Raw genomic sequence first — 26,668 nt, 5'->3', positions numbered from 1 at the left:
ACAACTTAACTTCTTCGCCAACGGTTACGTCGTCCAACTTGTACATTGGATTTGGACTGTATGATGTGCTCAGTTTGCTGTTCAGGAAGCATCTGCTGTTCCGCGGCAAAATAACGGCCTTGGACACCTTGAACACCAAGCTCTAAAATTGTTTTGTATTCTTGCTTTTGGTCGACACCGACTGCAATGACTTGAGTTTTTAATCCTTTACAGGCCCCCAAGAGACTACGTACAAATAACTGATTTTCATGTCGTTGATCGATTTGTTTAATCAAGCTGCGATGCAACTTCAAATAATCAATCGATAAATCTTTTAAATAATGAGTACTTACGATGGATCGACCTGCTTGCCCGACAACCACTTTACAACCTAAACCGGTTAACATCTTGATCACAGGTCGCATATAGTCAATATGTTTCACTAAACGCGCTTCGGCGAACTCAAAATAGAGCTGATGTCTCGATTCTGTTGGTAATTGCAGCAGCTCATCCCTAAACCAACGAAAGTATTTGCGATCAGAAAAGGGACTCACATGAAGGTTTACAGAATAACATAAACTATTTTTTGACGCCTTCAAAAATCTGGCGATCGATAAAAAAACTGAGCGATCTAAAAGACTTTCGTAACCAACCGACTCAATTGCAGAGTTAAAACGTGACGCCTTAATCAATCCTTTTTCAGGGTCATTAATACGCACAAATAGTTCATAATGGTTCAACTCCGGCTCTTGTTGCGCATTCAACAAATAACAAGGTTGAGAAAACAGATATACTTTTTCTGGGGTTAACACTTTATCAAATAAAGTACGCCAACGAACGCTACCACGTTCCTCTTGTTGGTCAGAAAGTTTATTAAAACGACTCCAGGTATTAATTTGCTGAATGTGTGCGCTTTTTAGCGCAGTTTCCGCTTCATCCATGATCTTCCCCTGACGTTCCCCTTCTTGAAACATACTGACGCCAATATGGCACCAATTGTCTTCATCAAGAGGCATGGGCAAATCCAGTTTATTCAATTGCTTTAAACAATTGATGGCAATACTAGAGACTTCTTTACTACTTAAGTTAGGAGCAAAAATGGCAAAATCAGCATTATAGTAACGCGATAAAATCACATCCGGGTAACGCAGAATAATATTATTGATTGCTTCACCGACCGCAACAATAAAGTCGTTAGCCTGCTGTTTACCACTCTCTTCTTCAATTTGTTCCCATTCATCAATACGCAAAAGCAATACACCACCACGGGCGCCACTTTCAGACAGTGCTGATTCCAACTTACTATCAAATAGCACCCGATTAGCCGTACCGGTTAATTGATCAAGAAAGGTTTGCGTACGTATGAAGGTGTCAAAACGACTGCGTTCTTGCCGAGCGTCTTGTAACTCTTCAATTAATCGATCTAACGCTTCACTGGCAGTATAAGGCCATTCATTACTATCACCTTTGGCAAACTCTTCGACTCGTCCGGCCAAGATCATCCGCCCCCGCTCTTCAAGTAATTCTGAACCGAGCAACTGTAACTTGAGCCATTTAACCCCTTGCATTAGACCGAAAATAATCAGTAATACCGCGACAGTAATCGACCATAACGCCTGCATTGAATAGCCGTAACCAAGATAGGGAGGGATTGCCACAAAGCGAATGGTATAACCATTATTGCGTTCGAGTTGATAAGCCACTCGATAAAGCAATGAAGGATCAAACGTATTGGATGTGTCTTTATAGCGGTAGATTACGCCCGATTGCGATGAAAGTTCCATTTCAACGATATTGGACGCTTGCAGCATTTTCGGCATCCAGCGCTGCATAGAATAAGCCGCATCAGGGTCTTCCATTTCTTTATCCACCACTTCAACGATCCCATTGAGGGAGTGGTCTAGATATTCATGGCCTAAACTGCGAAAAGATAAGGTTCCCCCAAGAAAGAGGATAAACATCGCGCAAATTACGATCATGGTGACAAAAGCCACCAAGCGAGTGCTCAATTTTAAGGTAGGCGTATACCTCATAAATAATGGATTCCCTTCACCTTGAGAGTGTCATCTATACAGAATGAGAGCCCACATAATACGTTAAAAGCTATCACCTAGCACGAGAACTCCCGATCCTTAGGAGCTAAAGTAAAACTCACTATATAAAAAAGCCGCGATAATCGCGGCTTTTTTTCAGTTTGGATAGATTAGAACGGTTAACTAAGACAAATTAAACCAAAAACAGGGTCAGTACATTAAATAAAAACATACAAAATCAAAAACATAACAAAACTGACCCAGTTTTAAAAATCAACCATCTGCACTATAAATGTGTAAAAGCATCCGCATTTTTACTCAATTCGGTTCTATTAAAGCATTTTTCAACATTTCTGACAAAGCGGTTTTACGTGTATCCAAAGCACTGCGCTTGTTAATGCCGTACAGAAAGTCATACTCCTTACCAATGATATGTACCTTACTTTCGGCTCGTGTTATTGCTGTATAAAGCCAACTTCGATCAAGCAACAAGCTTCGCTCCAGCAATACGATTACATTCTCAGCTTGTGAGCCTTGCAATTTATGTAGCGTTAATGCGTAAGCCAAATCTATGTATTCGAATAGCTGCCAGTCGACTTTTAAAGACCTTTTGAGTCCATCCTCGCCAATATCCTCTAGCTCAATAACACAAGCATACTCATCGGTTGCTTCTGCGTTTGTTATCACGCCCAAAGTGCCATTTTGAACATCGTATTTATAGCTTGTAAGGGTTATAACTACTGGATCGCCTTCTCTGAACTCATAGCTTCCTTTAGTGATAGGCATATTTGTTAAATCAAGCACCCGACCATTCGGATTTACTTCTGATTGTAGCTTAAGGTTCGCATTTCTTACCGTTGCATTCGTTGATGCTACAATCATCGCACTTTCGTATTTCGAATATACCGCCACAACATCCTGAAGAAGATCATCACTCGATTCATGGAATGTAATATCAGACGTTGTTAGAGAAGATGGCTTATTTCCATTGCGTATGCCATTCGAATAAACAGGAATCGTACTAATAGCGCCTTGTCGCTTAACAACATCTAATTCGACATGATTGACTACTCCACTCTTAATCACATCATGCAAAATTAACCCTGCATTAATTGGCGGTAGCTGATACGGATCGCCAACGAGCATGACCCTTGATTTGTCAGAGAATAAAGTAACTAAACGCCACATCGTGTAAGCGTCTAGCATCGACGCTTCATCAATCAGTAAAACACTGTTATCAGGTATACTATCTTGACGCAATAATCGAGCTATCGTCATACAGTCAATGCCAATAGACTGCTGAAGTCGCCTAGCTGCTTTTCCTGAGAGCGCGACTGGATAGATACTAAAACCTAATTTTTGATAGGCATCAACGATAAGCTTCGTTGTTGTTGTTTTACCAGTGCCAGCACCACCAGTGAGAGCAAAAATATGGCTGACTAATGCAGTCCTTACCGCTCGTGCCTGAGCCTCCTCAAGCTTCCAACCTTCAGGGATAGAATTAGTGAATGCAACGTCCAATTCACGCCGCCAAAGGCTTCCCATCTTACTTAATTTGTAAAATCGTTTGGCTATTGTTCTTTCAAAAATGTAGTTACCTGATACATAGTATTTATCATCGCGCTTTACAAATCCGATGATATCGCCAGTTAACTGTTTTGCCCTTTCAACAAGCACTTGGTCATTATTCAAGTAGGCGCAAATCGAATGCTCTATGTCCCCCCAGAGTGCAACTGTATGCCCTTTGTCGCTCCAAAGTCGTAGGGATTGTTCGATTATCGCTACAAGCCTGATATTGTCTCCTAATTGAATACCGAAATGTTTTTGTGCAATCTCATCAACTTTTTTGAATCGCATACCTAGCGAGAACAAACGGTAGGGATTCGTCTTCAAAAATTCAATTGCATCTTTATCTGCAAACCTAAACAATTGACGTTGAATAGGCTCTTCCACTCCCCACTCCACTAGCTGGCTTGCATGCTTCAGATTGGCATATTTTTTAAATCCGTTGTATAAGGCGTTTACTGTTTCATCACGTCTCAAAACATCCTTGATAGCTTGAAAATTACTTTTAGAGTTGTCGTTTTCATACTGTGCGTCTTGTTCGCATTCAAGCATTGTGAAAATGTCACCACGGAATGCGTTCCAAAGTAACTGTGCTTTCACCCTACCAATGCCAACGAAGTCTTTCTCTGAGCTTAAAAAATTAACAAACCCTATGCCACTATCAGGCATCACACATTTAAGTTTAGGTTGCATGAAACGCCACACGTCCACGTAACCGCCTACACTGACAGGCTGTTGCCGCACGCTGTAATTATGCTCTTTAAATATCTCCCATTGTTGTCCTACTTGCGGCTTCATATTTAGCTGACTTTGGGTAGTTAACAATATGATTCTATGCGCTCCAATTGTTTGATTAACAAAAACAGCACCTAATTGAACGTTATCTGGATGATATTGATATATCTGGGTAATCCGTACCAAAAAGACGTTATTGCTCATTTCCAAAGCCCCATTTCAATGAGAACATCTTTAAACTCTGATAACTTAGCGACTTCTGCGGAAAGCTTTGCATTCTCAGCTTGTAAACGAGCATTAATTCGCTTTAAATCACGAACTTTTGCGCTATCTTTTATATCCTCGTCAAATGCAGCCTTCACCTCAATTACCTTACTTTCCAGAGGAAGACTCTTTTTGCGCGTTTGGTAAACACCTGTGGTCGCAAGCTCTTTCTTAAGATTGCTAAGTAAGTCGAATAGTTTTTTATTTCTAGACTCTTTAAATGCCGATGAATCAAAACCAAGTTCATCTGCAATCTTTTTTGGGCTTAAAGTATCACCATGCCAGTAATCCAACCAGTTCGGAGGGTTCTTAGCCTTCATTTCATCAACCCACGCAATGAAGAGGTTTCTATTTCTTTGTCCTTTATCTTTGCTCAACTAGTCTTCTCCTTGATTCTGTTTAAACCAATTCCTAAATCCCGACATTTCAAATTAAAGACGCTATTTAAACAGACTCTCTTGTTCCAAATCTGGTGCCGAGTCCAGATATCTATTGAGCGTAGGTCTAGATATATTAAAGTGCTTTGCCACATCGGATTTTTGTACTGACGGATCTTGTAACATCGATTTTGCTAGCTTTATTTGCTTATCTGTGAGTTTTTTCTTCCTGCCGCCTTTTCTACCTCGCGCTCTTGCAGCTTTTAATCCAGCCTTCGTTCTTTCCACGATAATATCTCGCTCAAACTCGGCTATAGCTCCAATCACATTAAACACTAACTTCCCTGTAGATGTAGTTGTATCAATGCTTTCAGACAGTGATTTAAACTGAACTCCATTGCTCTTAAACATCTCAAGCAAATTAATAAGATCTTTAAGGCTACGTCCAAGCCTATCAAGTTTATAAACCACAACAATGTCATCCTGACGCAGAGAATCTAGTAATCTAGTAAGCTCAGGGCGATCTTTAGTCTTAGCAGATGCCTTCTCTATGAAGATTTTTTCACAGCCAGATTTGGTTAGTTCATCAATCTGATAATCACAGTTTTGATCTGTAGTGCTTACTCTCGCATATCCAATTATCATAGAACACATCCATACGTTTATTTTACATAGTTTAGTTTACGAGTTTTGTTACAGAAGATGAAAGAATATTCGTTTAGAAAGGATGAAAAAAGAGACGTAACGCAAACCTTCGTTTGATTTACGCGAAGGAAATGATGGAGGAGCTAATACTATGAATAAAAGTGACATCAAACAGCAAAATGTTCTCTTTAGTTTCACTAAAAACTATGCCCAGCGATTCGACTTTACAGCTTGAGTACCAAACTAAGGCTAATGTAAAACACATATCATCACTAATGTCACAAAGCGATTAAACAAACAACATGAAGATAGCTTATCTCTAATGTTAGTAGTATCTTTGTTTCATAAATATCATGTAGTTATGAGTACATAAATGGCATTAGATGAAGTAAACACAAAAATTGCTCAAGTAGCACTTGACAATTGCGAGGGATTCCCATTTGAACAATTTGCAAATGAGTTAATTGCCGCGCTTGATGGGCCTGGATTTATACCTGTGGGTGGCACTTCGGATGGTGGAGCAGATGGCGCTCGAGTTGAAGGTCTATATACTAAAGATAAACCAAATGTTTTCTATCAAATGTCTGTAACAGCAAACCACAGACCTAAAATTAAACAGACGTTAGATCGTTTAGAAGAGTTTGGACGTACAGTTAAAACAATAATTTATGTTACTTCTCAAACCATAGGTACATTTGACAAAGAAGAAGAAGAATTAACCGAAAAACATGATGTATTTGTTCGAATTCGAGACGCTAAATGGCTCATATCAAAAATCAATTATAATGAAGCTACAAAGAGGGCGTACTACACTCATTTACATCGATTTACGGATTTCCTGAACGACCTGTCTAAGGGAAATCAATTAAAGTTGAGTGACAATATAACCCACCCATCTGTATATGTTTTTCTTCAACTTCAGGTAGAAAACAGAGAAAAAGACAAACATTTGGTTAAAACTGTCGCAGACAGCTTAATTTTATGGGCATTAAATGATACAGACCCAGATAATGGTAAGTTCATGACCCAGAAGGAAATAAATCAAAAAATCATTGATAACATTCCATGGGCTAAAAGTATTGTTGGTGGAATGCTGTCAGACCGTCTGCGAGAGTTAGTAAAAAAGAATGGTGTTGGTGGTAAACAAGTCAATTATCATAAAAAAGGCGATAAATATTGTTTACCCTATGAAACTAGAACAATTATCGCACAAGAAAAAGCCATTGATGAAGGAGTGAAGATTGATGTCATATCAGAAATTAGCTCTCAAGAAATACTCTCTCATTTGGATATTGATGAACGTAACACAATAGCCAACTTAGCAATAAGAACGTCTCAACTCTTCTTTGAAAAAGAAGGCTTAAAATGTTCATCATACCTTAATGGTTCTGATGGGAATGAAATAACCTTCATTGAGAATACCGTTTTCGATCGGGTTTCTGATGCTCTAGATGAATATGAGAAGGAAGAAGGTCGTAATTATCATAGCCAAAAAGATCTTGTTGTAAATGTAGTTCGCTCCATGTTCTATCAAAGCACTCAAAATCAGCGAGCTTTATTAAACAAATTTTCAAGGACTTATGTGCTTTTATTTACGCTACAAGCAGAACCTAGAGTTGTAGAGTATTTCCAGAAAGCAACTGCCAACTTCAGGCTGATCGTGGGAACTGACATGATAGTAAGGGCACTTGTCAACGCCGACTTAAAACTGACCCACTTTACGGCGTTATCGCCGATCTAAAACTGACCCACCCACATAGTTAAGATCTCTTATTTCCAGTGTCTAATATTGCTGGTAGGACACCCGCTGCTTTTTTGCCTTTTAGTCGATAACTCTCGCCACTGATCTGAACGATATGAGAGTGATGTAATAAGCGGTCAAGCAAGGCTGCCGTTAGAGTCGTATCATCAGCGAATGCATTAGACCATTGTGAGAATGGTAAATTACTCGTCACGATAATACTGCCTTGTTCGTAGCGCTTAGCTATGACGTTAAAGAACAAGTTTGCTTCCTCCCTACCGAATGGGAGATAGCCGATTTCATCGACGATTAACAGTCTCGGTGCCAGTACACTTCTTTTAAGGTAGCTCTCCAGTCTGCCCTGTTTCTTTGCTGTGGCTAGCTGTAACATTAAGTCTGCCGCCGTGACGAAGCGAGTTTTAATGCTTTTTTGCACAGCCATTTGACCAAGGCTCACGGCTAAGTGGCTCTTACCAACACCACTTGGCCCAAGCAAGACAATGTTTTCTTTTCGTTCTATAAAGGCAAGCCCCGTAAGCTCTCGAAGTTGGTTCTTCGGTGCGCCAGTTGCGAATGTAAAATCGTATTCTTCGAAGGTTTTCTGCATTGGGAAGCCAGCGAACTTCATCAGTGCTGTTCGTGTTTTTTCTGCCCTAGCTTCCAGCTCTACATTCAGTAGCGATTCTAAAAAGTCTCCAAGGCTCTGCTCGTTGTTTAGCGTTGTTTTGGCTATTCCAGCCCATTCATTACTTATCGTGTTGAGCTTTAAGGATTCACAAGCCGCTTCGATGCGAGTCATCTGTATGTTCATGCTCTCACCTCCAACAGCGCATCATAAGTAGATAAAGGATGTTGAAAGCTTTCTATCGGCACAACTGACTGGCGAACGGGTAATGGGCTAAATGAACACTCAGTTATCGGCAGTGACAGTAGTGTGAACCGTTCTTCCTCAAGCAAGGTCTGAGGCTTGGCATTCGTTGTTCCATGTATTCTTTGGTGCGCTACGGTTTCTAGCCATGCGCCAATACGACCGTTAGCCACATCAACGGTTAAATCGAGGCCGTGCTGTTTGAGTGTCGCCGCCAGTGGTGTGATAAAACTGCTTTTGAGGTAGGAGTTAAAGCGTTCTACTTTCCCTTTTGTTTTCGCTCGATAGGGGCGACAAGCTTTTGGCTTAAAGCCGTATTTTTTTGCGGTAGCAAGTAACTGCGGGTTCCAGCGATGTTCTCCATCACCATAAGCATCGCGTTCGATCATGATGGCTTTTGCGTTATCGAATAGTACCTCTTTGGGTACGCCTGCGAAGAATTCAAATGCTTGTTCAAGCCCCTGAATCCAGTCTTCTTGACGCTCTCGCTCAGAGAACTTAACAAAGGTGGCGCGGCTATAACCTAATGTCGCTACGAACGCTTTTATGCGTTTCCCGTGGCGTGAGATGGTGGTGAAGTCGACCTGCATCTGCTGTCCAGGTTCCGTTTCGAAACGAACCACAGGATCATAATTAGGTGCTGGTTTGTATTGTTTTATATGCTCTTTTAGCATCGTAACACCGCCCTCATAACCCAATGATTTTATCTCCCGCAACAACACGGTTGCAGGTATCCAGTGTGGCTTTGCCGCTTCGATTCGTCCGAATAGGTACGCTTCATAGGGCGAAAGTTTGGTCGAGACTGGCTCTCGCTTTGAGTAGTTAGGAACAGACGCTTTAGTCCGTAGGTAATGCCTTACCGTGTTTCGTGAGATATTTAGCTCTCTGGCAATACGGCGAATACTATATCCCTGACGATATAAAACTTGAATTTCCACTAGTTGCTCCTGATTTATCATAGCTCGCCGTTTTATCCGTTAAACGAACGAACATTGTGCCTCAGGTGGGTCAATTTTAAGTCGGCGCTAGTGGGTCATTTTTACATCGGCGGTAACACACTGACGGAAAGGTTCTTGAGTGAAGAGAATCAAATGACTCGAAACCTATTTAAGATGTCAAACGAAGCTGGCATTGAGCTAATACTAACTGAGTCTGCACTTGATGGCGTAATTAAACATTTGATTGTAACTGACAATGAATATAAGAATCACATTCGTAAAAGAGAATCGCACCTAACCGAAGACTTAATTAGAGAATCAGAACAAATACTAATCCGCACCTACTATCATGCGATGAGAGAAGGGTATTCTAGTTCTTGGAATTCATTTTTATCTGGCTTCTTAAGCTACAATGAACTTCATACTTCAATTGGTAAAGAAGAATTGAAGGCATACATAATCCATCAATTTGGGATGCAATTTTACTCAAATGATGACCTAAAAGGTATTACAAATGATGACGATGTAGCTGAACTAGCACAACAAATATTGCCAATTAAAAGAAATCTCCAACTTGCAGAGGGTGTAGCTCTAATTATCAAAGCTATATACGGCTACAGAAACAAAAACAAAGAGATTTCAACTTATCCTGAATATGGATATCAAACATGGTGGTTGACTCAGGAATCTAGAGTACAGCGCTTTACAGTTGAGCTTGTCAAAAAAAATGCAGCTAAATACATCATGCGCCCAGAGTTTCTACTCAATTTTTTTTCATTAGCCCCAAGTGTACGAGATATCAGAGAGTCTTATAAGTCGATTTTTCCTTCCGTTATGGGCATACAAATGGGTAACAGATTACCCGACAAACTATTCCATAAAGTTCTAGAGCAAGTTGACCTTTGGAAAGAACAAGAAGATGGACGAGTCGCAGCTAAGACTAGAATGCTCTGTGACAAACTAAAAGCAGAGCATTTCGATGAAGACGTAAATGAAGCAAGTATTGACAAATTTATACGAGAAGTTGAAGCTTCATCATAATTTTTGGGAAATGTAATAACTGCAACTAGGGTACTCGCACGAACCTCTCGAGTACCCTAGATATTAGTTCGAACAATCTGAGATGCACCAAGCATAATAGTGAATAACTACCTGAATTATTGCAGATTATGTGTGCTATAGCCTCTTCCTATTTCACTATATAAGCTAGATAAATTTATTTAGCTGTTGCACATGTAACGTGATCAACCATATTTCATAGGAAAACCATCATCAATGGTAGAGGCTAACTTATTGAGATCCACCCCATCCATCTTCTGGAGGTTATGCTGCCATCTAGCAAATCTTTCAAGCAAGATATCGTTCTGAGAATTTAGCCTTTTATTTTCAGAACTCAGCCTTTCATTCTCTTTTTCAAGCATTTCTACTTGCTTGATTAACTCAGTAATCGTTGCATCATCACTCCCTAGGTTCGAGATCAGATCACTTAATTTATCCGTACTTTCGAACAACAATTTTGCATCTTCGATGGCTTCTGACTTCTTTTGCCTTAGCTGCTTTTTCTTCAAATCAAAAGCATGCTTAATTTCATCATACTTGGCTAATGTAAACCGTGACGGTAGTTTTTTTAGACCAAGTTCTGACTGTAGTTTCTCAGCCAAAAGCTCATAGCTAAGTTTACCAGTCCAGCCATCGATTATAGCTAGTATTGTTTCTTTGTTGTCTGGAACAAAAGCCATTATGCCTCCCTCATATCAGATAACGCTAAAGCCATAAGATCAAAGCCTTGGATAGCAGTTTGTTCATTTACGTTCAATGAACGCTTCACTGGGGATGGTGATAACTCATCAGGTATTCGAACGCGTGTACCATCCAATATCTTGGGGTCTTCAAGTAGGCGTATTAACGTTTTTACTTTTGACAGTCGAAATCCCAGAGATGTTAACCATCTATCAGCTCCGAAGACATTGTCTTCCACACTAGCTCTAGCATGCTCTAATTGCTCCTCATACAGCCTACAAAGGGTTTTAAGCTCCTCAAGTGTGTTGGGTATGCCTTTAAGGCAAACATGCTCGTTACACACTTCACAGTCACCATTTTTAATACATGGGCTTTCGGCATAGTTGTGTACACAAAAGCCTACCCCTGTAAACTGAGCAACACCATCTCTATCAACTCCAAGAGCTTTCAGTGAGATGGGAAGTCCAAGATCATGCAGAACCATTGGCGGTGGTGGCGCTTCGGCAGTGTAAGGTTCTAACAACTGGCTAGCTTGAGCAACAGTCATGACACCAGTTCCAATCGTAACATGCCCAATCCGCTGAGTTAGACGTGACTTTTGCTTTTCCGTTCGTCCGTCGTAAGCTTTGTTTTGCTTGATATCAGCTCGCCCTGACCATTTAGCGATAAGCCAATCAGCTTCACCTGCTAACTTTAATTTCGTGTTTAACCAGTGACGAAATTGGTGACTATTTAGCTTGAGAGGTGTCCCATATTCATCTGTGATTCCAAGCTCATCAAAAATTGATTCTATGCCTCTGTCAGAGCCGATAGCATCACTTAGAGAGCCATGCCCTAGATGAACCCATGAGAAGGGCTTAACAGCGAATTCCTTGTGAAACTCATGATCTCTGACTAATGTGATACAATCCCATATTTTCGTGTCACCATAATTTGGGAAATTCGGCGTATTATACTGTTCATCAATAACAGAACGGAGATCCCTATAATTAGGAAATCGAATGACGATTCCTGTTGGCTTACCAGTGTATCTATTCACGATCTCATTGTTCGGGAGAATGATGTGTCCTTGACACAAATCCTTTTTCCAATCATTCACATTGTTCAATTCGCTAATTAAACGATTTAACCACTTGACGTTGCTACCATATGTTGTCCAAGTGATATCCGTTCCTCTTTCTAATTTACCTATTTTAAATCCCATCACTTTCGCGAACTGATTATATGTTAACGGTCTGTCTTGAGGGCTTTCTGAATCACTAGGCAACATAAATACGTCTGGATTGTCGTATGCAAATTTTGCAGCAGACCTAGCTGGAGCAGAAATCTCAACAAGTCTTTCAACAGCCTGTTTAACAACGTCTTCTAGTAAAGCTGGCACCCACTTTCGAACAGGATCGCCCCCTTTGGCGGGATGCCACATCAAGTACCAACGACCTTTATCACTTTGCTGTAATGAATTGACAGTCAAACCATTCAGTTCACAATTCCTACTAGGCTGGCACATCAACATAACGCAAAGACTGCTAAAATACTTCTGACGTGGCGTTTTCGCTTTATAAAAAGCATCTGCAACTTGCAGCATCTGGTAATCAGATGGGCACTTACCTTCCTCTTCTTTACGGCTTTTTTCATCTAGCTTTATTTTTGTGTCAGAGAGGCGAGGAAAAGGATTTGTCCACTCTTGTAGATCTAGTTTAAATCGTTTTTCTTTGATGAATTTCAAAACTTTGTCGAGCGAAAGACCGATATTACGTTTGCTGCCAGCCCCTAAACGACTGTTCTTAATCTGCTGTTCAATGCGATTAATCACGTCATTATTGAGATTCATAATATTGATTGATGATTTCCCATTGTGCGCTGCGTGCTCTTCTAATGCTTGATAGAGCCATACTAATGACGAAGCCCACATGGTTGAATCTTTATGATTGAGCGACTGTTGATAGCGAACATATGCTTTCGCAAAGTCAGCAAAAGGGGAGCGGAAAGGCGTATATCTGGAATGGCTTTCACTCGTCCCAAACACAATTGTGAGCTTTTTTCCTTTTTTCGTCGTCCATGACCATTTGTCACATTCCCAACCTTTCTGAACAATACCTTCTGTTGTTTTGAACTGAATATCGTCAAACAGACTTAATTCATTTTTTGCAAATGCGATAAAATCATCATAATTCTTTTGAAAATCTATTTGATGCCTAGGAGTAAACAGCAAAACATTAGACATTAAACGCTCCTTCATTTTCTAACTCTTGCTTTCTTGCATTGCACTTTTGAATAACCGCCTTGATAGCATTGATGCTGCGGTTATGTCCTTGCAAAACAAACTCACTGGCTCCCATATCACGCTTTCGATCTCGCTTAAAGATAACACTTTTAAGCATGTCTTCATGAGGGGCATTTAACCACGGTTGAAACTTATTACATGTGTAGCAATGTACAGAGCCATTGGCGCAAAAGCCGAATGTTCCGCAGTTTCCTAACGGATTGCCTTCGTCATTATTAATTCTGCTTCGAGGATCGTTAGCTCGAATTGCGTCTTTTTCACTGTCTATTAACGTGCCAGAAAAAGCTTGAACTAATGGGGTAAGATCGGTAGCTAGCGCATCGTCTATTCTGTCCGCCATCTCTTCATTAAACTCGGTATACACGGTGACATTCTGAGTGTCCTCATGTCCTAACTCCTCGGCAATAGTATGATTACTTGCTCCAAGCATCGCCATATTCGTTGCATGGGTGTAACGAAATCGACGTGGATTGATATGCAAATCGCCATAATCCCCATCTACCTTAATTCGAGTTGTTTTTAAGGGGCAAAGTCGAGCTAATCTTCTTACTATTTCTGCAACTGATGGATTTGCCCCATTAGTCCGTAAGCACAATAAATCAGGCGTTTTCTGTTGTATTTGCTCAAACTGACTAAAGCTCGTGAGGTTCAATACCTCTCGCTCATTAATAAAAATAGGGATTTGGTTTTTCTGCTGACTGGTCAGACTGATATCAAAATGATCTTCAACCATTTTGATGGATTGTTCTGCCTGGGCTGTCAGCACCAATATTAAGTCTTCGCTAACATCTTTCTTGATTTGAAAAGATTCTCTAAAGAACTCATCATGTTTTTTAGCATTGGGGATTTTTAAGTCAAAATGTTCAATACCAGCCTCTTTTCTTGTAAGTAAATCGCCATAATACAGATAAGTTAACTGAATCGGTCTTGCTCCTGTATGCTGCAATGCCATGATGAACGCATAGTCAGTTAGTGAGATAACCTTTTCGGTAAAAGCATCGATATACCAAGTAATAAATGCGGCTTGCTCTTCAAGTGTGTAGGCACCGCTATAAGGACAGCCAAGCGCAACCGCCTTACCTTTTTCGTTTCCAGAAAGTTTGAACGATAAGAACAAGTCAGCAACTTTATCATCGATACCTTTGATTTTTTTATCGTGCCAATCAAGTAAAAATGCCCGAATATAACCTAACTTGTATTCCGTAGTTTTGTTAAGAGTTGCTTTATAGTTTATTACGTGCAGCTCAGTTACTTGGCTAGTCACTCCAACAGCGAATAACCAGCGACAATATCGAAAAAGATTATCAGTGTATCGTGATGAAAGCTCAGCAGCATAGTCGGCTAAAGCAAGTCTAAAGCTTTCTGTAAACTTTGGAGTCAGATTCAATGAATCTAGAAGTTTGAAATTCAAATGTACATTAGCATCCAACTGCCAATTATCAGAGTAAACGTCAAACTCATAGTTAGCCTTGCTTAATCGCTTATCTAATTTCGGCTTGACTCGTCCCGAACCTCTGTTTTTTTTTACACTAACAGCCATAATTGCCTCCCTCTGCCTTATGCTTTAACTTCGCATGTATTCTCTTCCGTATCTTATCAGCTTGTTTTCTCATTGTTCGTTTCAGATAACGTTGGCCTGAATCTAATGAAGAATGTCCATTCAGCTCTGCACGAATTTCAAGCTCTCTTTGCTCCGTAATTGTATTTTCGTTAGCGTATTGCTTAGCTTCCTGATATCTACCTTCTGATTCTAATCGTCTAACTTCCAACTTAATGTTCTCCTTTTCCTCGTCAATACGACTAGAAAGTTGGTCGTTAAAAAAGTGCCTAAACGCGTGCGGAGTTATCCCCCAGAACCTCTCATAGTTAACTTTCCTTATTTGGTTAAACACATCGTTAATCGTTTGTTTTACAATCGGATCTCCTTTTTCATGAGAGCCTCTTTTGCTTTTATGAGCAACGAATATTAATGGATGTGTTTTCGCAGATTTAGTCCGTACACGATCTGTTCTGATATACATGTTCAGTAGATCTCTTAACTCTTGAGATATTGGGACAGTCCTGCCCAAAGTTTTTGCTGTTGGCTCATCTAAGCGAGGATCGTCTTTACTGTTGTGTCTGCGTATTACGGACAATGTTGGATTGTCAGACTCGGTTCCTATGTCACTAATTCTTAGAGCGACTAGCTCAGCACGCCGAAAGCCTGTCTCATAAAGAGTTTGCACAATCAAATAATTTCGAAACTTAACATCTTTACCAAACGGATTATGCTCCGAGTTAGGCTTTGCAACCGCAACAAAATCTTCAAATACATCATCTGGAATACCTGACTTATCCAAATCTTTCTGTTTGTTTTTTGTTCGCCCCTTCGCCATACCGCTTTTAATCTGTCCTTTCATCACATCAAGCTCGTCAAATAAATTACTCGCTGACGGTTTTTTTTTAACTCGTTCCATTCCACAAAAATGAAGATACTCAGCGATATGAGCTATACGGGAGATATACTGTGACTTTGTGACTGTTGGCTTATCTTTTGATTTAGAAAGATGAAAATCAGCCATATTGGTAACATTGCTTTTCACCTGATTTTTGAAAACTTTCGCTTGAAGCGCACAATGCTCTTTCAGAGCATTGATATCATCGATACTTGGGATATCACCTTTAGATATTTCGTTAAGCAAATCTCGATTATTAAGGCTTTCCCAAACTTTCAAATGCTTGATGGATTTCAAGTATTGCTGAATGGTGGTTGCGGTTTTGCTCATTCTTAGCTTCTGAGTAACGAAATGTGTTACCCAAAAATCGGGCACGCCATCATCATCTAGAAGAAAAACATAACGCTCGCCGCTCATGAACTTCTTTATCACAATCTTCATACCACCCCATAAATCAACATTTTAACTTGTCACAAAGTAATATATAGAAATTACTAGAAAAATACACATTTATCTTTCTTCGAAATAAAAAAAGACCGCTGTTAGCGGTCTTTAATGTATTTTTCAACATTTCTCATTTTGTCTTTGTCTAAAACGGGATGTCGTCGTCAAAATCCATTGGTGGCTCATTATATTGAGGCTGTTGTTGCTGAGGTTGCTGGTGTTGTGGCTGATGCGATTGCTGCTGCATTGCAGGTTGTTGTGGCTGACCCCAACCTTGCTGCGGTTGCTGTTGCTGTTGAGGTTGACCACCCATTGGTGCACCTTGACCGCCTTGACGACCGCCTAGCATTTGCATCACACCATTAAAGCCTTGTACCACAACTTCCGTTGTGTACTGATCTTGGCCTTGTTGGTTTTGCCATTTACGTGTTTGCAGTTGACCTTCAATGTAAACTTGAGAGCCTTTGCGTAGGTACTCACCAGCCACTTCTGCTAATTTTCCAAACAGAGCAACACGGTGCCACTCTGTTTTTTCACGCTGTTCACCGGTAGCTTTATCACGCCATGACTCAGAAGTAGCCACAGTAATATTTGCTACTGCACCGCCACTAGGCATGTAACGGACTTCAGGATCTGCGCCCAAGTTACCGACCAAGATTACTTTGTTTACTCCACGGCTAGCCATGTTTCGCTCCGTCTAGATAGAATTTCTTAAATTTGATAGCGCATAAGAATAACACCCTAGTTACGCCACAAACAACTCTTGATGTCCTACCACTAAACAACTTTTCGGTTACTCGTCCCAGAATTCAATACTTACTCATCTTCTCCTCGCCCATTTTCAATGAGATAAAGATAAATCACTTATCAAATATGAAACATGATGCAATTGTTATTGACCACCAATCGCTCTTTCAGATCAAATGAGACAGGATAGATTAAAAATAACTAATAAATACAAACCTTAACGACGAGAAAATCCTATGGCTAAGAACATCTACACTAGAACCATCTATTTCCTATGTGAAAATAAACACGCTCACTATCCAATTGTAGATCGTATTGAAGCAACCCTCGGCTTACCGATACCGCGTATGGAACCGCAAGACTGTATGCTCGCCATGCAGCAACACAAACATAAAATTCTGCTGATCGACCATAACAACTACCAGACGTTAAATAGCACCATTCGCAACTTGCCGTTATCGAATAAAATATTTGAAACGATTATTTTTAATGTCGAGAGACGCCTCACGACTGACGAACTACTCAGCTTTGGTAATTTAAAAGCGCTTTTTTATCGCAACGATGATCTCAATGACGTTGCATTTGGCTGTGGTGAAGTGATCAATAGCCATAATTGGCTGCCAAGAAAAGTCGCCGCACAACTATTACATTACTATCGCCATATCTTTGATAGCCAAACCTCACCAGCCACCGTTGACCTAACCACCCGTGAGATCCAGATTTTACGCAGCTTAAAAACTGGCGCGTCAAATAATCAAATTGCAGAAGACCTCTTTATTAGTGAATTTACCGTCAAGTCCCACCTATACCAAATATTCAAAAAACTCTCGGTAAAGAACCGCGTGCAGGCAACTTCTTGGGCAAAACAGCACTTAATGTCTTAAAAATAAAGCAAGTGCTAAAAAATCAACTTTTGCACCACAGGAGTGATTATCTGATGGTAAAAGCGTGCTATCTTGTCGCCAACTTACTAAATACATCAGTTAGATAAAGGGTTTTATCATGATTAAAAAATGCCTATTTCCAGCGGCTGGTTATGGCACGCGTTTTCTTCCAGCTACCAAATCAATGCCAAAAGAGATGATGCCAGTGGTGAATAAACCATTGATTGAATACGGTGTAGAAGAAGCGATCCAAGCAGGTATGGATGGCATGTGTATTGTTACTGGCCGTGGCAAACACTCAATCATGGATCACTTTGATAAAAACTATGAGCTAGAGCACCAGATTAGCGGCACCAATAAAGAAGAACTTTTGGTGGATATCCGTGACATCATTGATTCAGCAACCTTCACTTACACCCGTCAACGTGAAATGAAAGGCTTGGGTCATGCGATTTTGACTGGTCGCGAATTAATTGGCGATGAACCTTTTGCTGTTGTACTAGCCGATGACCTTTGCGTTAATGAACAAGAAGGCGTGCTGGCACAAATGGTGACACTGTTTAAACAGTTCCGTTGCTCAATCGTAGCAGTACAAGAAGTCCCTGAAGATGAAACGCACAAATACGGCGTAATCTCGGGTGAGATGATCAAAGATGATATCTACCGTGTGGATGACATGGTGGAAAAACCGGAAGCAGGTACGGCGCCAAGCAATCTTGCGATTATCGGCCGCTACATCTTAACGCCTGATATTTTTGAGCTGATTGAAAACACGGAACCAGGCAAAGGTGGCGAGATTCAAATTACTGATGCGCTACTAAAACAAGCGAAGTCAGGTTGCGTTTTAGCGTACAAATTTAAAGGTCAACGTTTTGACTGTGGTAGCGTTGAAGGCTACATCGAAGCGACCAACTACTGCTTTGAGAACATGTACCTCAAAGACAGTCAGAAAACTGAGCTTGGTAAGCAAACGACCGCAAAACAAGCTTAAGTTAATCGCATTTAACCTACATTTATTCAAGGCAGCCTTCATGGCTGCCTTTTTGTTACTGTTTTTTTATCCAGTATCTTCTTTGAACATTTCTTCCGCTGTGCAATACTAAGGCAAACTGCGTATAACAATACGCCATCAGTTTAGCCATTCTTAGTATTCTTCCCATATAGAGCGATAACAATGGATAAGATAGAAGTTCGCGGAGCCCGCACTCACAATCTCAAAAATATCAATCTCACTATCCCGCGCGATAAACTTACGGTGATTACGGGTTTATCCGGCTCTGGGAAGTCCTCGCTAGCCTTTGATACTCTCTATGCAGAGGGCCAACGTCGCTATGTTGAATCCCTCTCGGCCTATGCGCGTCAATTTCTCTCATTGATGGAAAAGCCAGATGTCGACCATATTGAAGGACTCTCGCCGGCGATTTCTATCGAACAAAAGTCCACTTCGCACAACCCACGTTCGACGGTCGGCACCATTACCGAAGTGTACGATTACCTGCGCTTGCTTTACGCTCGCGTTGGTGAGCCTCGCTGCCCGACGCACAAAGAACCTTTAACAGCACAAACCATTTCTCAGATGGTTGATAAGGTACTTGAGCTACCGCAAGGCTCTAAAATGATGTTGCTTGCACCGATCGTAAAAGAGCGCAAAGGTGAGCATGTTAAGACATTAGAGAATTTAGCCGCGCAAGGTTTTATTCGTGCACGCATTGACGGTGATACCTGCGATTTAAGCGATCCTCCACCGCTAGAACTACATAAAAAACACACCATTGAAGTGGTGGTTGACCGCTTTAAAGTACGTGACGACTTACAACAGCGCCTCGCAGAATCTTTTGAAACCACACTAGAACTTTCGGGTGGTATTGCGATTGTCGCACCAATGGAAGGCGATGGTGAAGAAACCGTATTCTCTGCCAACTTTGCCTGCCCACATTGTGGCTATAGCATGCAAGAGCTTGAACCACGCTTGTTCTCGTTTAACAACCCCGCAGGTGCTTGTGGAACGTGTGATGGCCTAGGCGTACAACAATACTTTGATCCAGCACGAGTGATTCAAGATGAATCGTTAAGCCTTGCACAAGGTGCGATTCGTGGTTGGGATCAAAAGAACTATTACTACTTTCAAATGCTCAGCTCACTGGCTAAGCATTATGATTTTGATCTTCACCAGCCATTTAATCAGCTGCCAAAGAAAATCCAATCGGTGATTTTAACCGGTTCTGGCCGCACTGAAGTGGAATTTAACTACATCAATGATCGCGGTGATATTCGCGTTAAACGCCACCCATTTGAAGGTATTCTCAATACCTTAGAGCGTCGCTATCGTGATACCGAATCAAACTCGGTTCGTGAAGATCTGGCTAAATATATTGCCACCAAATGCTGCGCTAGCTGTGATGGCAGTCGCTTGCGTCTTGAAGCACGCAATGTGTTTATTGGTGATACCGCCTTACCTGAGATTGTCGAACTGAGCATTGCTGATGCGTTAACGTTCTTTGCCCAACTAAAATTGGAAGGGCAACGCGCTAAAATTGCGGAAAAGGTAATGAAAGAGATCAACGACCGACTGGAATTTCTCGTCAACGTTGGTCTTAACTATCTTAACCTATCACGCAGCGCAGAAACCCTCTCTGGCGGAGAAGCGCAACGTATTCGTCTGGCCAGTCAAATTGGTGCAGGCTTGGTTGGTGTGATGTATGTACTTGATGAACCCTCTATCGGTTTGCATCAACGTGACAATGAAAGACTACTCAAAACATTGGTGCATCTGCGTGATCTGGGCAATACCGTTTTGGTGGTTGAGCACGACGAAGATGCAATCCGCAGCGCTGATCACGTGATCGATATCGGTCCTGGCGCTGGGGTTCATGGTGGCCAAGTGGTTGCTCAAGGCACCATGGCTGACATTATTGCCGAACCAGAATCGCTAACCGGCCAATACTTATCGGGGGCGAAACAAATCGCTGTCCCTCCAGTTCGAACACCGTTTGATAAGAAAAAGGTCGTCGAACTGATTGGCGCATCAGGCAACAACTTAAAAGACGTTAATCTAACGATTCCGGTTGGCTTATTCAGCTGTATCACTGGCGTTTCTGGCTCAGGGAAGTCGACCTTAATCAATGATACCTTCTTTAAGATCGCTCACACCCAGTTAAACGGCGCAACCACCGCAGTCCCTGCGCCATTTAAGAAAATTAAAGGCTTAGAGCATTTCGATAAAGTAATCGATATCGACCAAAGCCCAATTGGTCGTACGCCACGCTCAAACCCAGCAACTTACACGGGTATTTTTACGCCAATCCGCGAACTATTTTCCGGTACTCAAGAAGCACGTACCCGCGGTTATAAACCGGGTCGATTTAGCTTTAACGTACGTGGTGGTCGATGTGAAGCGTGTCAGGGCGACGGGGTTATCAAAGTAGAAATGCATTTCTTACCCGATGTCTATGTGCCTTGTGATGCCTGTAAAGGTAAACGCTACAATCGCGAAACGCTTGATGTACGTTACAAAGGGAAAAGTATTGATGAAGTGTTGGAACTTACCGTTGAAGACGCACGTCAGTTTTTCGATCCCGTGCCAGTGATTGCGCGCAAACTACAAACCTTGATTGATGTGGGGCTTTCTTATATCCGCCTTGGCCAAGCAGCCACCACGCTATCTGGTGGTGAAGCGCAACGCGTCAAACTGGCTCGTGAATTATCGAAGCGAGATACCGGTAAAACCTTGTATATTTTGGATGAACCAACCACTGGTTTGCACTTCCACGATATTCAGCAACTGTTGACTGTACTTCACCGCTTACGTGACCATGGCAATACCGTCGTGGTCATCGAGCATAATTTAGATGTGGTTAAAACCGCGGACTGGATTATAGATTTAGGCCCAGAAGGTGGCCAAGGTGGTGGTGAAATTATTGCTCAAGGCACGCCGGAAGAGGTGGTTAAGGTCAAAGGCTCGCATACCGCGCACTTCCTCAAAGAGATGTTAAAGTAATCACGGTTGATGCTATTTGTGGCGGCATAAGTGATTTACCAGGCAGAGCGCTTATATTTCAAAGCCTTTGACTTGAATAAATAACCAACAACCGCTGCAAAAATTAGCTCAAAAGGTCAACAGTCCTTCGAAACCAGCGTATCATACGCTGGTTTTATTTTTGTAAAAGTGACTCCTACTATATGGCAACCCTACATGTAACCGGAACGCAACTTGAGCCTCAAGTACCAAGATTGCCACTCATCCGCCCATTTTTAGCCTCGATTGGGCTTATTTTCATTGTTGCCATGCACTTTTTTATGCCGAACCCTGGCGGATCAGGATTGGCTTTATCATTTAATGCCACCACTTGGATTGCTTTAGCATTAACCATTGCCATTGGCCTGTATCAAATTGGCACTGCGGGTGTAATACGTTACAACAAGCTGACCATAGTGTTGTTTATTAGCTGCCTAATGCTAACAGCACCCGCACTCTACCCTAATGCCGAATTTCTACTCGCGATTAATCGCTTAACTGGCCTTTGGTTTGGCTTTTTGCTATTTGTAACCTTGCAGCAATTTCGTTTTAGCAATCGCCAGAAACAACGTTTGTTATGGTTCATCGTGATTGCCGTTGCCATTCAAGCATTACTAGGTTGGGTGCAATATTGGCTATTAGAACCGGGCAACTGGCTTGGTTACAACACAGTGCAAAATCGCCCTTATGGCATTTTTCAACAACCCAATGTGATGGCCAGCTTTCTTGCGACCGGCTTAGCTATTTCTGGCTACTTACTGGCTCGCCAGCCGACCAAATATCAACGTAAACTGAGTGATGTTAGCCTACTCTACATCATGCCAGCCCTAACGATTCCGCTATTGATTGTGTTAGCTTCGCGAACAGGCTGGTTAGGCGCTATTATCGCGGTCGCTCTGGTTCTGCCATATCTGTATCGCTTTGCGACTCATAAACGCGTAATTGGTTGGTGCCTCTCGGCGGTGATCGGTGTCATGGCAGGTCTGATTGGCCCTATGATGCAAACATCAGGCAGCGCAGATCTCATGGCGGCAAAAGCCAATTTAGAAAGCCCGCGCAGCTATATGTTCCCTCAAGCGCTAGACATGTTCATTGAAAAGCCATTTACCGGTTATGGTTATGGTAATTTTGAAGCGGACTACATGCTCTACACCGCTCGCCAGCATCAGCTCAACCCTGACTACCATATTGGTTTACCAGCGCTAGATCATCCACATAACGAACTGTTGTATTGGGCGGTCGAAGGTGGGCTATTACCGATTTTGGCCATTTTCTTAGCAGCGCTCTTTGTCTTGATTCGTATCTACCAATGTAAAAAAGGCACTCGACTGGCGATGTTTGGCTTACTGGTGCCGATCATCCTGCACAGCCAACTGGAGTATCCGTTTTACCACTCGATGGTACACTGGCTAACGTTCATTATTTTATTATATTGGATCGATCAACGAGCAAACTCATATCGAGCCGCTGGTTTTAGTCGCATCACTCAAACCTTGTTGAGAGTGATGAGCCTAGTGGTTCCGATTACAGTAAGTCTGTATATGCTCAGCTCATTACACACTAACTCTGTGTTAACCCAATTTGAGAAATCGAGCCCTAAAAATCCAGATATCCTTAATAGTGTCAGCAACCCCATTGTCTGGAAAGATCGCTATGATTGGGATGTGTATAACACCTATCTCAATATTGGTTTGATGAGTCAAAATCCAGATTACATTCAACCTTATATTGATTGGTCTTTGCAGATCATTAAACACAAGCCGCGTCCGGCTTTCTATAACAACCTAATCTTGGCCTATCAAGGCATTGAAGAGACACAGAAAGCCGAGCAAATTCGCAGCGAAGCAAAGTTCCTGTTCCCAAATCGAGACTTTGACAAAGTGCAATATATCGCTCCAGATATCAACGCACTAAAGCCCTCCTCGGCTCAATAAAAAAGAGCGGCCTCAGGGCCGCTCTTACTCGTTCCTACCAGGTTGGTATCTAGCGCTTTGTCTAACGCACTGAACAAGATTATTGCGTGATGGATTCTTCTAAGGCTCGCAGACACAACGCAATATTCTCTTCTCTTGCGCCATATCCCATCAAACCTATGCGCCACGCTTTACCCGCCAAAGCGCCAAGCCCAGCACCGACTTCGAGATTGTAAGTCTGTAGCAAATGGCTACGCACCTTCGCTTCATCAATACCTTGTGGAACAAAAACCGCATTCAATTGTGGTAAGCGATACGCTTGTTCGACCACAAATTCAAAACCTAACTTTTCCAAACCCAATTTGAGCTTTTCATGCATCAATTGGTGACGATGCCAAGCATTCTTTAACCCTTCTTGTCGCAGAATCAGTAATGCTTCATGCAGCGCATATAAACTGTTTACGGGCGCCGTGTGGTGATAACTCCGCTTACCTTCACCACTCCAATAGCCCAATACTAGGCTCTGATCGAGAAACCAACTCTGCACCGGCGTGGTACGACCCTGTATTTTTTCAATCGCTTTGGCGGAAAAAGTCAATGGTGATAAGCCTGGCGTACAAGAAAGACATTTCTGGCTGCCTGAATAAACAGCATCTAACTGCCATTCATCCACTTTTAATGGCACACCACCGAGTGAGGTTACGGCATCCACAATCGTCAGAGCACCATATTGCTTAGCTAGCGCTCCTAGCGCTTGCGCATCGGAGAGCGCTCCTGTGGACGTTTCGGCATGTACAAAGGCTACGATCTTAGTATCCGGATGCTCCACCAGCGCTTGACGCACCTTGTCGATAGAGACTGGGTATCCCCACTCATCATCCACCACTACAACCTCGCCTCCAGCGCGGATCACATTTTCTCGCATCCGTTCGCCAAATACCCCATTGCGGCACACAATCACTTTATCGCCCGACTCAATTAAATTAACAAAACAGGCTTCCATACCCGCACTTCCCGGGGCTGAAAGCGCAATGGTAAACTCATTTTCAGTTTGAAAAGCGTATTTTAAGAGTTGCTTTAACTCATCCATCATAGCGATAAAAAGCGGATCTAAATGACCAACGGTTGGGCGACTCAACGCTTGCAATACTTGTGGCGAAATATCAGATGGCCCCGGCCCCATTAAGGTTCGGTGTGGTGGAATAAAGCTGGTAATCGTCATTGTCACTCCTTGCTGTATATCAGGATTAATCTCAAGCTAATTCACCATAGAACAATACCTTGCTAACAACAATTGGCCGTAAGTCTAGTTAGCAGCGATTTTGTTATATTTGTAAATTTTTAATTGACTTTGGTCACATAAAAACGTTCAATATTTAATCACAGAAGAGGAGCGCTGCCTAGGTAGATGCATCGTGGAGCCACAACTCCGATACGGTGTGTTGAAGGGAGAGCAGTGCCGAGATTGCGCTAAATTGTCGGATTAGAGCAGTCGGTTGACTTGAGTTGATTCTCATCAATTGTCATCAGCACCGCCTGATGAAGCGCTTCTGAGGTGAACTATTCACAATAAATACGAACCTCTTTATACCGCTCAGGAAATTCTCTTCTCGTTTGAATCATCAAACACAAAACATCGGACGTTGGGATTCCAACAACAATTTAGGAAGTCGTGGGAGAAATACTGTGAGCTCTTTTAATGTCGCCAAATTTGGCGGTACAAGTGTCGCAAACTTTGAAGCAATGAGCCGTTGTGCGGCCATCATTGAAAATAACCCTAGCACCAGATTAGTCGTTAGTAGCGCCTGCTCTGGCGTAACCAATCTATTAGTTGAACTGGCTAATGGCGTACAAGAACAACAGCAACGTAGCCAAATCTTAAGCCAAATTGCAGAAATTCATGAAGCAGTACTTGGCCAACTTGAAGATGCCACCAATACCGCCGCTGAGATTTACAAAATTCTCGATACCGTCACCAGCCTTGCTGAAGCCGCTTCGATTCAAGCAACAGATAAACTCACTGATCACTTAGTCGCCTGTGGTGAACTAATGTCAACGCATCTACTTGCTCAACTGATGCGAGAGCGTGGCATCAAAGCACAACGTTTTGATATCCGCCAAGTACTACGCACAGATAATACCTTTGGCAAAGCCGAACCGAATGTAGAACAAACCGCTCAGTTAGCGACACAACATTTAGTCCCTCTCTGCCAAGAATTCGTTGTCATCACGCAGGGCTTTATCGGTTCTGATGAGCTCGGTAACACCACGACTCTCGGTCGCGGAGGCAGTGATTACAGTGCCGCTTTGATTGCGGAAGCCGTTAAAGCAGAAGGTTTAGAGATCTGGACTGATGTTCCGGGTATTTACACCACCGATCCTCGTATTGCAGAAAAAGCGTCTCCAATTCCAGAGATTAGCTTTAGTGAAGCATCTGAAATGGCCAACTTTGGCGCCAAGATCCTGCACCCTTCAACGTTAGTACCAGCGCTACGCCATGATATTCCGGTATTTGTCGGATCATCAAAAGAGCCAGAAAAAGGCGGCACATGGATCCGTCATCAGGTGCAAAGCTCACCTCTTTTCCGTGCACTAGCCCTGCGCTGTAATCAAACTATGGTAACGCTACACAGTGCTAATATGTTCCATGCTTATGGCTTCCTCGCGAAAGTATTTGAGATTCTGGCCAAGCATAAAGTTTCAGTGGACTTGATCACCACCTCGGAGATCAGTGTGTCACTTACTCTCGATCAAACGGGCACATCTGGCGGCGCACCACAATTACCAAGCGCGGCACGTGAAGAGCTAGAAGCACTATGCACTGTCGAGGTAGAACACAATCTATGTTTAGTGGCGCTGATCGGTAACAACATGAGCGAAAGCCGCGGCTACGCAAAACAAGTGTTTGGCACCCTAGAAGATTTCAACTTACGTATGATTTGCTACGGCGCAAGCCCGCACAACTTATGCTTCTTACTGCATGAATCGGTGTCACGCCAAGCGATCCAAAAGCTCCATCAAGAGCTATTTGAAAAATAGTCTTGAAACCAAAAATAAAAA

At 42.2% G+C, this 26,668-nt stretch carries 19 protein-coding genes and 1 riboswitch; of the genes, 7 read left to right on the top strand and 12 right to left on the bottom strand.

Annotated features, from left to right (window positions below):
* Positions 1-5: 5 nt before the first annotated feature.
* The 4 genes from csrD to RJD38_RS08570 all read right to left on the bottom strand — a co-directional run bounded on the left by csrD (position 6) and on the right by RJD38_RS08570 (position 5,599).
* Positions 6-2,012: an RNase E specificity factor CsrD gene (csrD, locus tag RJD38_RS08585; protein WP_065545735.1), complete on the bottom strand. Its 2,007-nt coding sequence runs from the start codon at positions 2,010-2,012 to the stop codon at positions 6-8.
* A 318-nt stretch (positions 2,013-2,330) separates the two neighbouring features.
* Entirely contained in the window at positions 2,331-4,517 is a 2,187-nt protein-coding gene (locus RJD38_RS08580; RefSeq protein WP_367971219.1) for an AAA family ATPase, read from the bottom strand.
* Entirely contained in the window at positions 4,514-4,954 is a 441-nt protein-coding gene (locus tag RJD38_RS08575) for a hypothetical protein (RefSeq protein WP_367971218.1), read from the bottom strand. The genes RJD38_RS08580 and RJD38_RS08575 overlap by 4 nt, the downstream gene beginning before the upstream one ends.
* 63 nt (positions 4,955-5,017) lie before the next feature.
* Positions 5,018-5,599 carry a recombinase family protein gene (locus RJD38_RS08570; protein WP_367971216.1) on the bottom strand — a complete coding sequence of 194 codons (582 nt, stop codon included), beginning with the start codon at positions 5,597-5,599 and terminating at the stop codon, positions 5,018-5,020.
* A 373-nt stretch (positions 5,600-5,972) separates the two neighbouring features.
* Between RJD38_RS08570 and RJD38_RS08565 the strand changes: the two genes are divergently transcribed.
* Positions 5,973-7,340: a hypothetical protein gene (locus RJD38_RS08565; protein ID WP_367971215.1), complete on the top strand. Its 1,368-nt coding sequence runs from the start codon at positions 5,973-5,975 to the stop codon at positions 7,338-7,340.
* A 19-nt stretch (positions 7,341-7,359) separates the two neighbouring features.
* On the opposite strand, the gene istB is transcribed toward RJD38_RS08565, so the two are convergent.
* Together istB and istA are read right to left on the bottom strand one after the other, a co-directional pair.
* Positions 7,360-8,151 carry an IS21-like element helper ATPase IstB gene (istB, locus tag RJD38_RS08560; protein ID WP_065432194.1) on the bottom strand — a complete coding sequence of 264 codons (792 nt, stop codon included), beginning with the start codon at positions 8,149-8,151 and terminating at the stop codon, positions 7,360-7,362.
* Positions 8,148-9,167 (bottom strand): IS21 family transposase, encoded by a 1,020-nt coding sequence (gene istA / locus RJD38_RS08555; RefSeq protein WP_065432195.1) that lies wholly within the window; start codon positions 9,165-9,167, stop codon positions 8,148-8,150. The genes istB and istA overlap by 4 nt, the downstream gene beginning before the upstream one ends.
* A gap of 153 nt (positions 9,168-9,320) precedes the next feature.
* Between istA and RJD38_RS08550 the strand changes: the two genes are divergently transcribed.
* Complete coding sequence (locus tag RJD38_RS08550) at positions 9,321-10,187, top strand: hypothetical protein (protein ID WP_367971214.1); 867 nt, start codon at positions 9,321-9,323, stop codon at positions 10,185-10,187.
* Positions 10,188-10,390: 203 nt separating this feature from the next.
* Here RJD38_RS08550 and RJD38_RS08545 read toward each other — a convergent pair whose 3' ends face one another.
* The 5 genes from RJD38_RS08545 to RJD38_RS08525 form a co-directional block, all read right to left on the bottom strand.
* Complete coding sequence (locus tag RJD38_RS08545; RefSeq protein ID WP_367971212.1) at positions 10,391-10,885, bottom strand: hypothetical protein; 495 nt, start codon at positions 10,883-10,885, stop codon at positions 10,391-10,393.
* On the bottom strand, positions 10,885-13,110 hold the full coding sequence (locus tag RJD38_RS08540) for a hypothetical protein (RefSeq protein ID WP_367971211.1): 2,226 nt from the start codon (positions 13,108-13,110) through the stop codon (positions 10,885-10,887). Before RJD38_RS08540 ends, RJD38_RS08545 begins: the two co-directional genes overlap by 1 nt.
* Entirely contained in the window at positions 13,103-14,710 is a 1,608-nt protein-coding gene (locus RJD38_RS08535) for a site-specific integrase (protein WP_367971210.1), read from the bottom strand. Before RJD38_RS08535 ends, RJD38_RS08540 begins: the two co-directional genes overlap by 8 nt.
* The gene (locus RJD38_RS08530) at positions 14,700-16,046 is read right to left on the bottom strand and encodes a tyrosine-type recombinase/integrase (protein WP_367971209.1); all 1,347 of its coding nucleotides are present in this window, start codon (positions 16,044-16,046) and stop codon (positions 14,700-14,702) included. Before RJD38_RS08530 ends, RJD38_RS08535 begins: the two co-directional genes overlap by 11 nt.
* A 148-nt stretch (positions 16,047-16,194) precedes the next feature.
* Complete coding sequence (locus RJD38_RS08525; protein WP_065545736.1) at positions 16,195-16,734, bottom strand: single-stranded DNA-binding protein; 540 nt, start codon at positions 16,732-16,734, stop codon at positions 16,195-16,197.
* A gap of 298 nt (positions 16,735-17,032) precedes the next feature.
* On the opposite strand from RJD38_RS08525, the gene RJD38_RS08520 reads away from it, so the two are divergent.
* The 4 genes from RJD38_RS08520 to RJD38_RS08505 all read left to right on the top strand — a co-directional run bounded on the left by RJD38_RS08520 (position 17,033) and on the right by RJD38_RS08505 (position 23,629).
* Positions 17,033-17,680: a LuxR C-terminal-related transcriptional regulator gene (locus RJD38_RS08520; protein ID WP_005593085.1), complete on the top strand. Its 648-nt coding sequence runs from the start codon at positions 17,033-17,035 to the stop codon at positions 17,678-17,680.
* A gap of 118 nt (positions 17,681-17,798) precedes the next feature.
* Positions 17,799-18,671, top strand: coding sequence for a UTP--glucose-1-phosphate uridylyltransferase GalU (gene galU, locus RJD38_RS08515; protein ID WP_065429774.1), 873 nt, complete (start codon positions 17,799-17,801; stop codon positions 18,669-18,671).
* A 183-nt stretch (positions 18,672-18,854) separates the two neighbouring features.
* A complete protein-coding gene (gene uvrA / locus RJD38_RS08510) occupies positions 18,855-21,677 on the top strand; it encodes an excinuclease ABC subunit UvrA (RefSeq protein ID WP_065545737.1) in 2,823 nt (940 codons plus the stop codon).
* Positions 21,678-21,859: 182 nt separating this feature from the next.
* The gene (locus RJD38_RS08505; protein ID WP_065545738.1) at positions 21,860-23,629 is read left to right on the top strand and encodes a PglL family O-oligosaccharyltransferase; all 1,770 of its coding nucleotides are present in this window, start codon (positions 21,860-21,862) and stop codon (positions 23,627-23,629) included.
* A gap of 79 nt (positions 23,630-23,708) precedes the next feature.
* Here the strand turns inward: RJD38_RS08505 and RJD38_RS08500 are convergent, their stop codons facing one another.
* Positions 23,709-24,830 (bottom strand): pyridoxal-phosphate-dependent aminotransferase family protein, encoded by a 1,122-nt coding sequence (locus RJD38_RS08500; RefSeq protein WP_065545739.1) that lies wholly within the window; start codon positions 24,828-24,830, stop codon positions 23,709-23,711.
* A gap of 156 nt (positions 24,831-24,986) precedes the next feature.
* Positions 24,987-25,166: riboswitch (Lysine riboswitch) on the top strand.
* Between the two features lie 128 nt (positions 25,167-25,294).
* Here RJD38_RS08500 and lysC point away from each other — a divergent pair.
* Positions 25,295-26,647 carry a lysine-sensitive aspartokinase 3 gene (lysC, locus tag RJD38_RS08495; RefSeq protein WP_065545740.1) on the top strand — a complete coding sequence of 451 codons (1,353 nt, stop codon included), beginning with the start codon at positions 25,295-25,297 and terminating at the stop codon, positions 26,645-26,647.
* Positions 26,648-26,668 lie beyond the last annotated feature (21 nt).

It is taken from the genome of Vibrio scophthalmi (assembly GCF_040869025.1).
In the GTDB taxonomy this organism is placed as follows: domain Bacteria; phylum Pseudomonadota; class Gammaproteobacteria; order Enterobacterales; family Vibrionaceae; genus Vibrio; species Vibrio scophthalmi.
The sequence above is the reverse complement of the archived record's forward strand: the minus strand, read 5'-3'. Positions and strand labels throughout refer to the sequence as shown.

Coding starts and splice junctions, on each gene's coding strand:
- csrD (WP_065545735.1), bottom strand. CDS start 2,012: ATGAGGTATACGCCTACCTTAAAATTGAGCACTCGCTTGGTGGCTTTT.
- RJD38_RS08580 (WP_367971219.1), bottom strand. CDS start 4,517: ATGAGCAATAACGTCTTTTTGGTACGGATTACCCAGATATATCAATAT.
- RJD38_RS08570 (WP_367971216.1), bottom strand. CDS start 5,599: ATGATAATTGGATATGCGAGAGTAAGCACTACAGATCAAAACTGTGAT.
- RJD38_RS08565 (WP_367971215.1), top strand. CDS start 5,973: ATGGCATTAGATGAAGTAAACACAAAAATTGCTCAAGTAGCACTTGAC.
- istB (WP_065432194.1), bottom strand. CDS start 8,151: ATGAACATACAGATGACTCGCATCGAAGCGGCTTGTGAATCCTTAAAG.
- istA (WP_065432195.1), bottom strand. CDS start 9,167: ATGATAAATCAGGAGCAACTAGTGGAAATTCAAGTTTTATATCGTCAG.
- RJD38_RS08550 (WP_367971214.1), top strand. CDS start 9,321: ATGTCAAACGAAGCTGGCATTGAGCTAATACTAACTGAGTCTGCACTT.
- RJD38_RS08545 (WP_367971212.1), bottom strand. CDS start 10,885: ATGGCTTTTGTTCCAGACAACAAAGAAACAATACTAGCTATAATCGAT.
- RJD38_RS08540 (WP_367971211.1), bottom strand. CDS start 13,110: ATGTCTAATGTTTTGCTGTTTACTCCTAGGCATCAAATAGATTTTCAA.
- RJD38_RS08535 (WP_367971210.1), bottom strand. CDS start 14,710: ATGGCTGTTAGTGTAAAAAAAAACAGAGGTTCGGGACGAGTCAAGCCG.
- RJD38_RS08530 (WP_367971209.1), bottom strand. CDS start 16,046: ATGAAGATTGTGATAAAGAAGTTCATGAGCGGCGAGCGTTATGTTTTT.
- RJD38_RS08525 (WP_065545736.1), bottom strand. CDS start 16,734: ATGGCTAGCCGTGGAGTAAACAAAGTAATCTTGGTCGGTAACTTGGGC.
- RJD38_RS08520 (WP_005593085.1), top strand. CDS start 17,033: ATGGCTAAGAACATCTACACTAGAACCATCTATTTCCTATGTGAAAAT.
- galU (WP_065429774.1), top strand. CDS start 17,799: ATGATTAAAAAATGCCTATTTCCAGCGGCTGGTTATGGCACGCGTTTT.
- uvrA (WP_065545737.1), top strand. CDS start 18,855: ATGGATAAGATAGAAGTTCGCGGAGCCCGCACTCACAATCTCAAAAAT.
- RJD38_RS08505 (WP_065545738.1), top strand. CDS start 21,860: ATGGCAACCCTACATGTAACCGGAACGCAACTTGAGCCTCAAGTACCA.
- RJD38_RS08500 (WP_065545739.1), bottom strand. CDS start 24,830: ATGACGATTACCAGCTTTATTCCACCACACCGAACCTTAATGGGGCCG.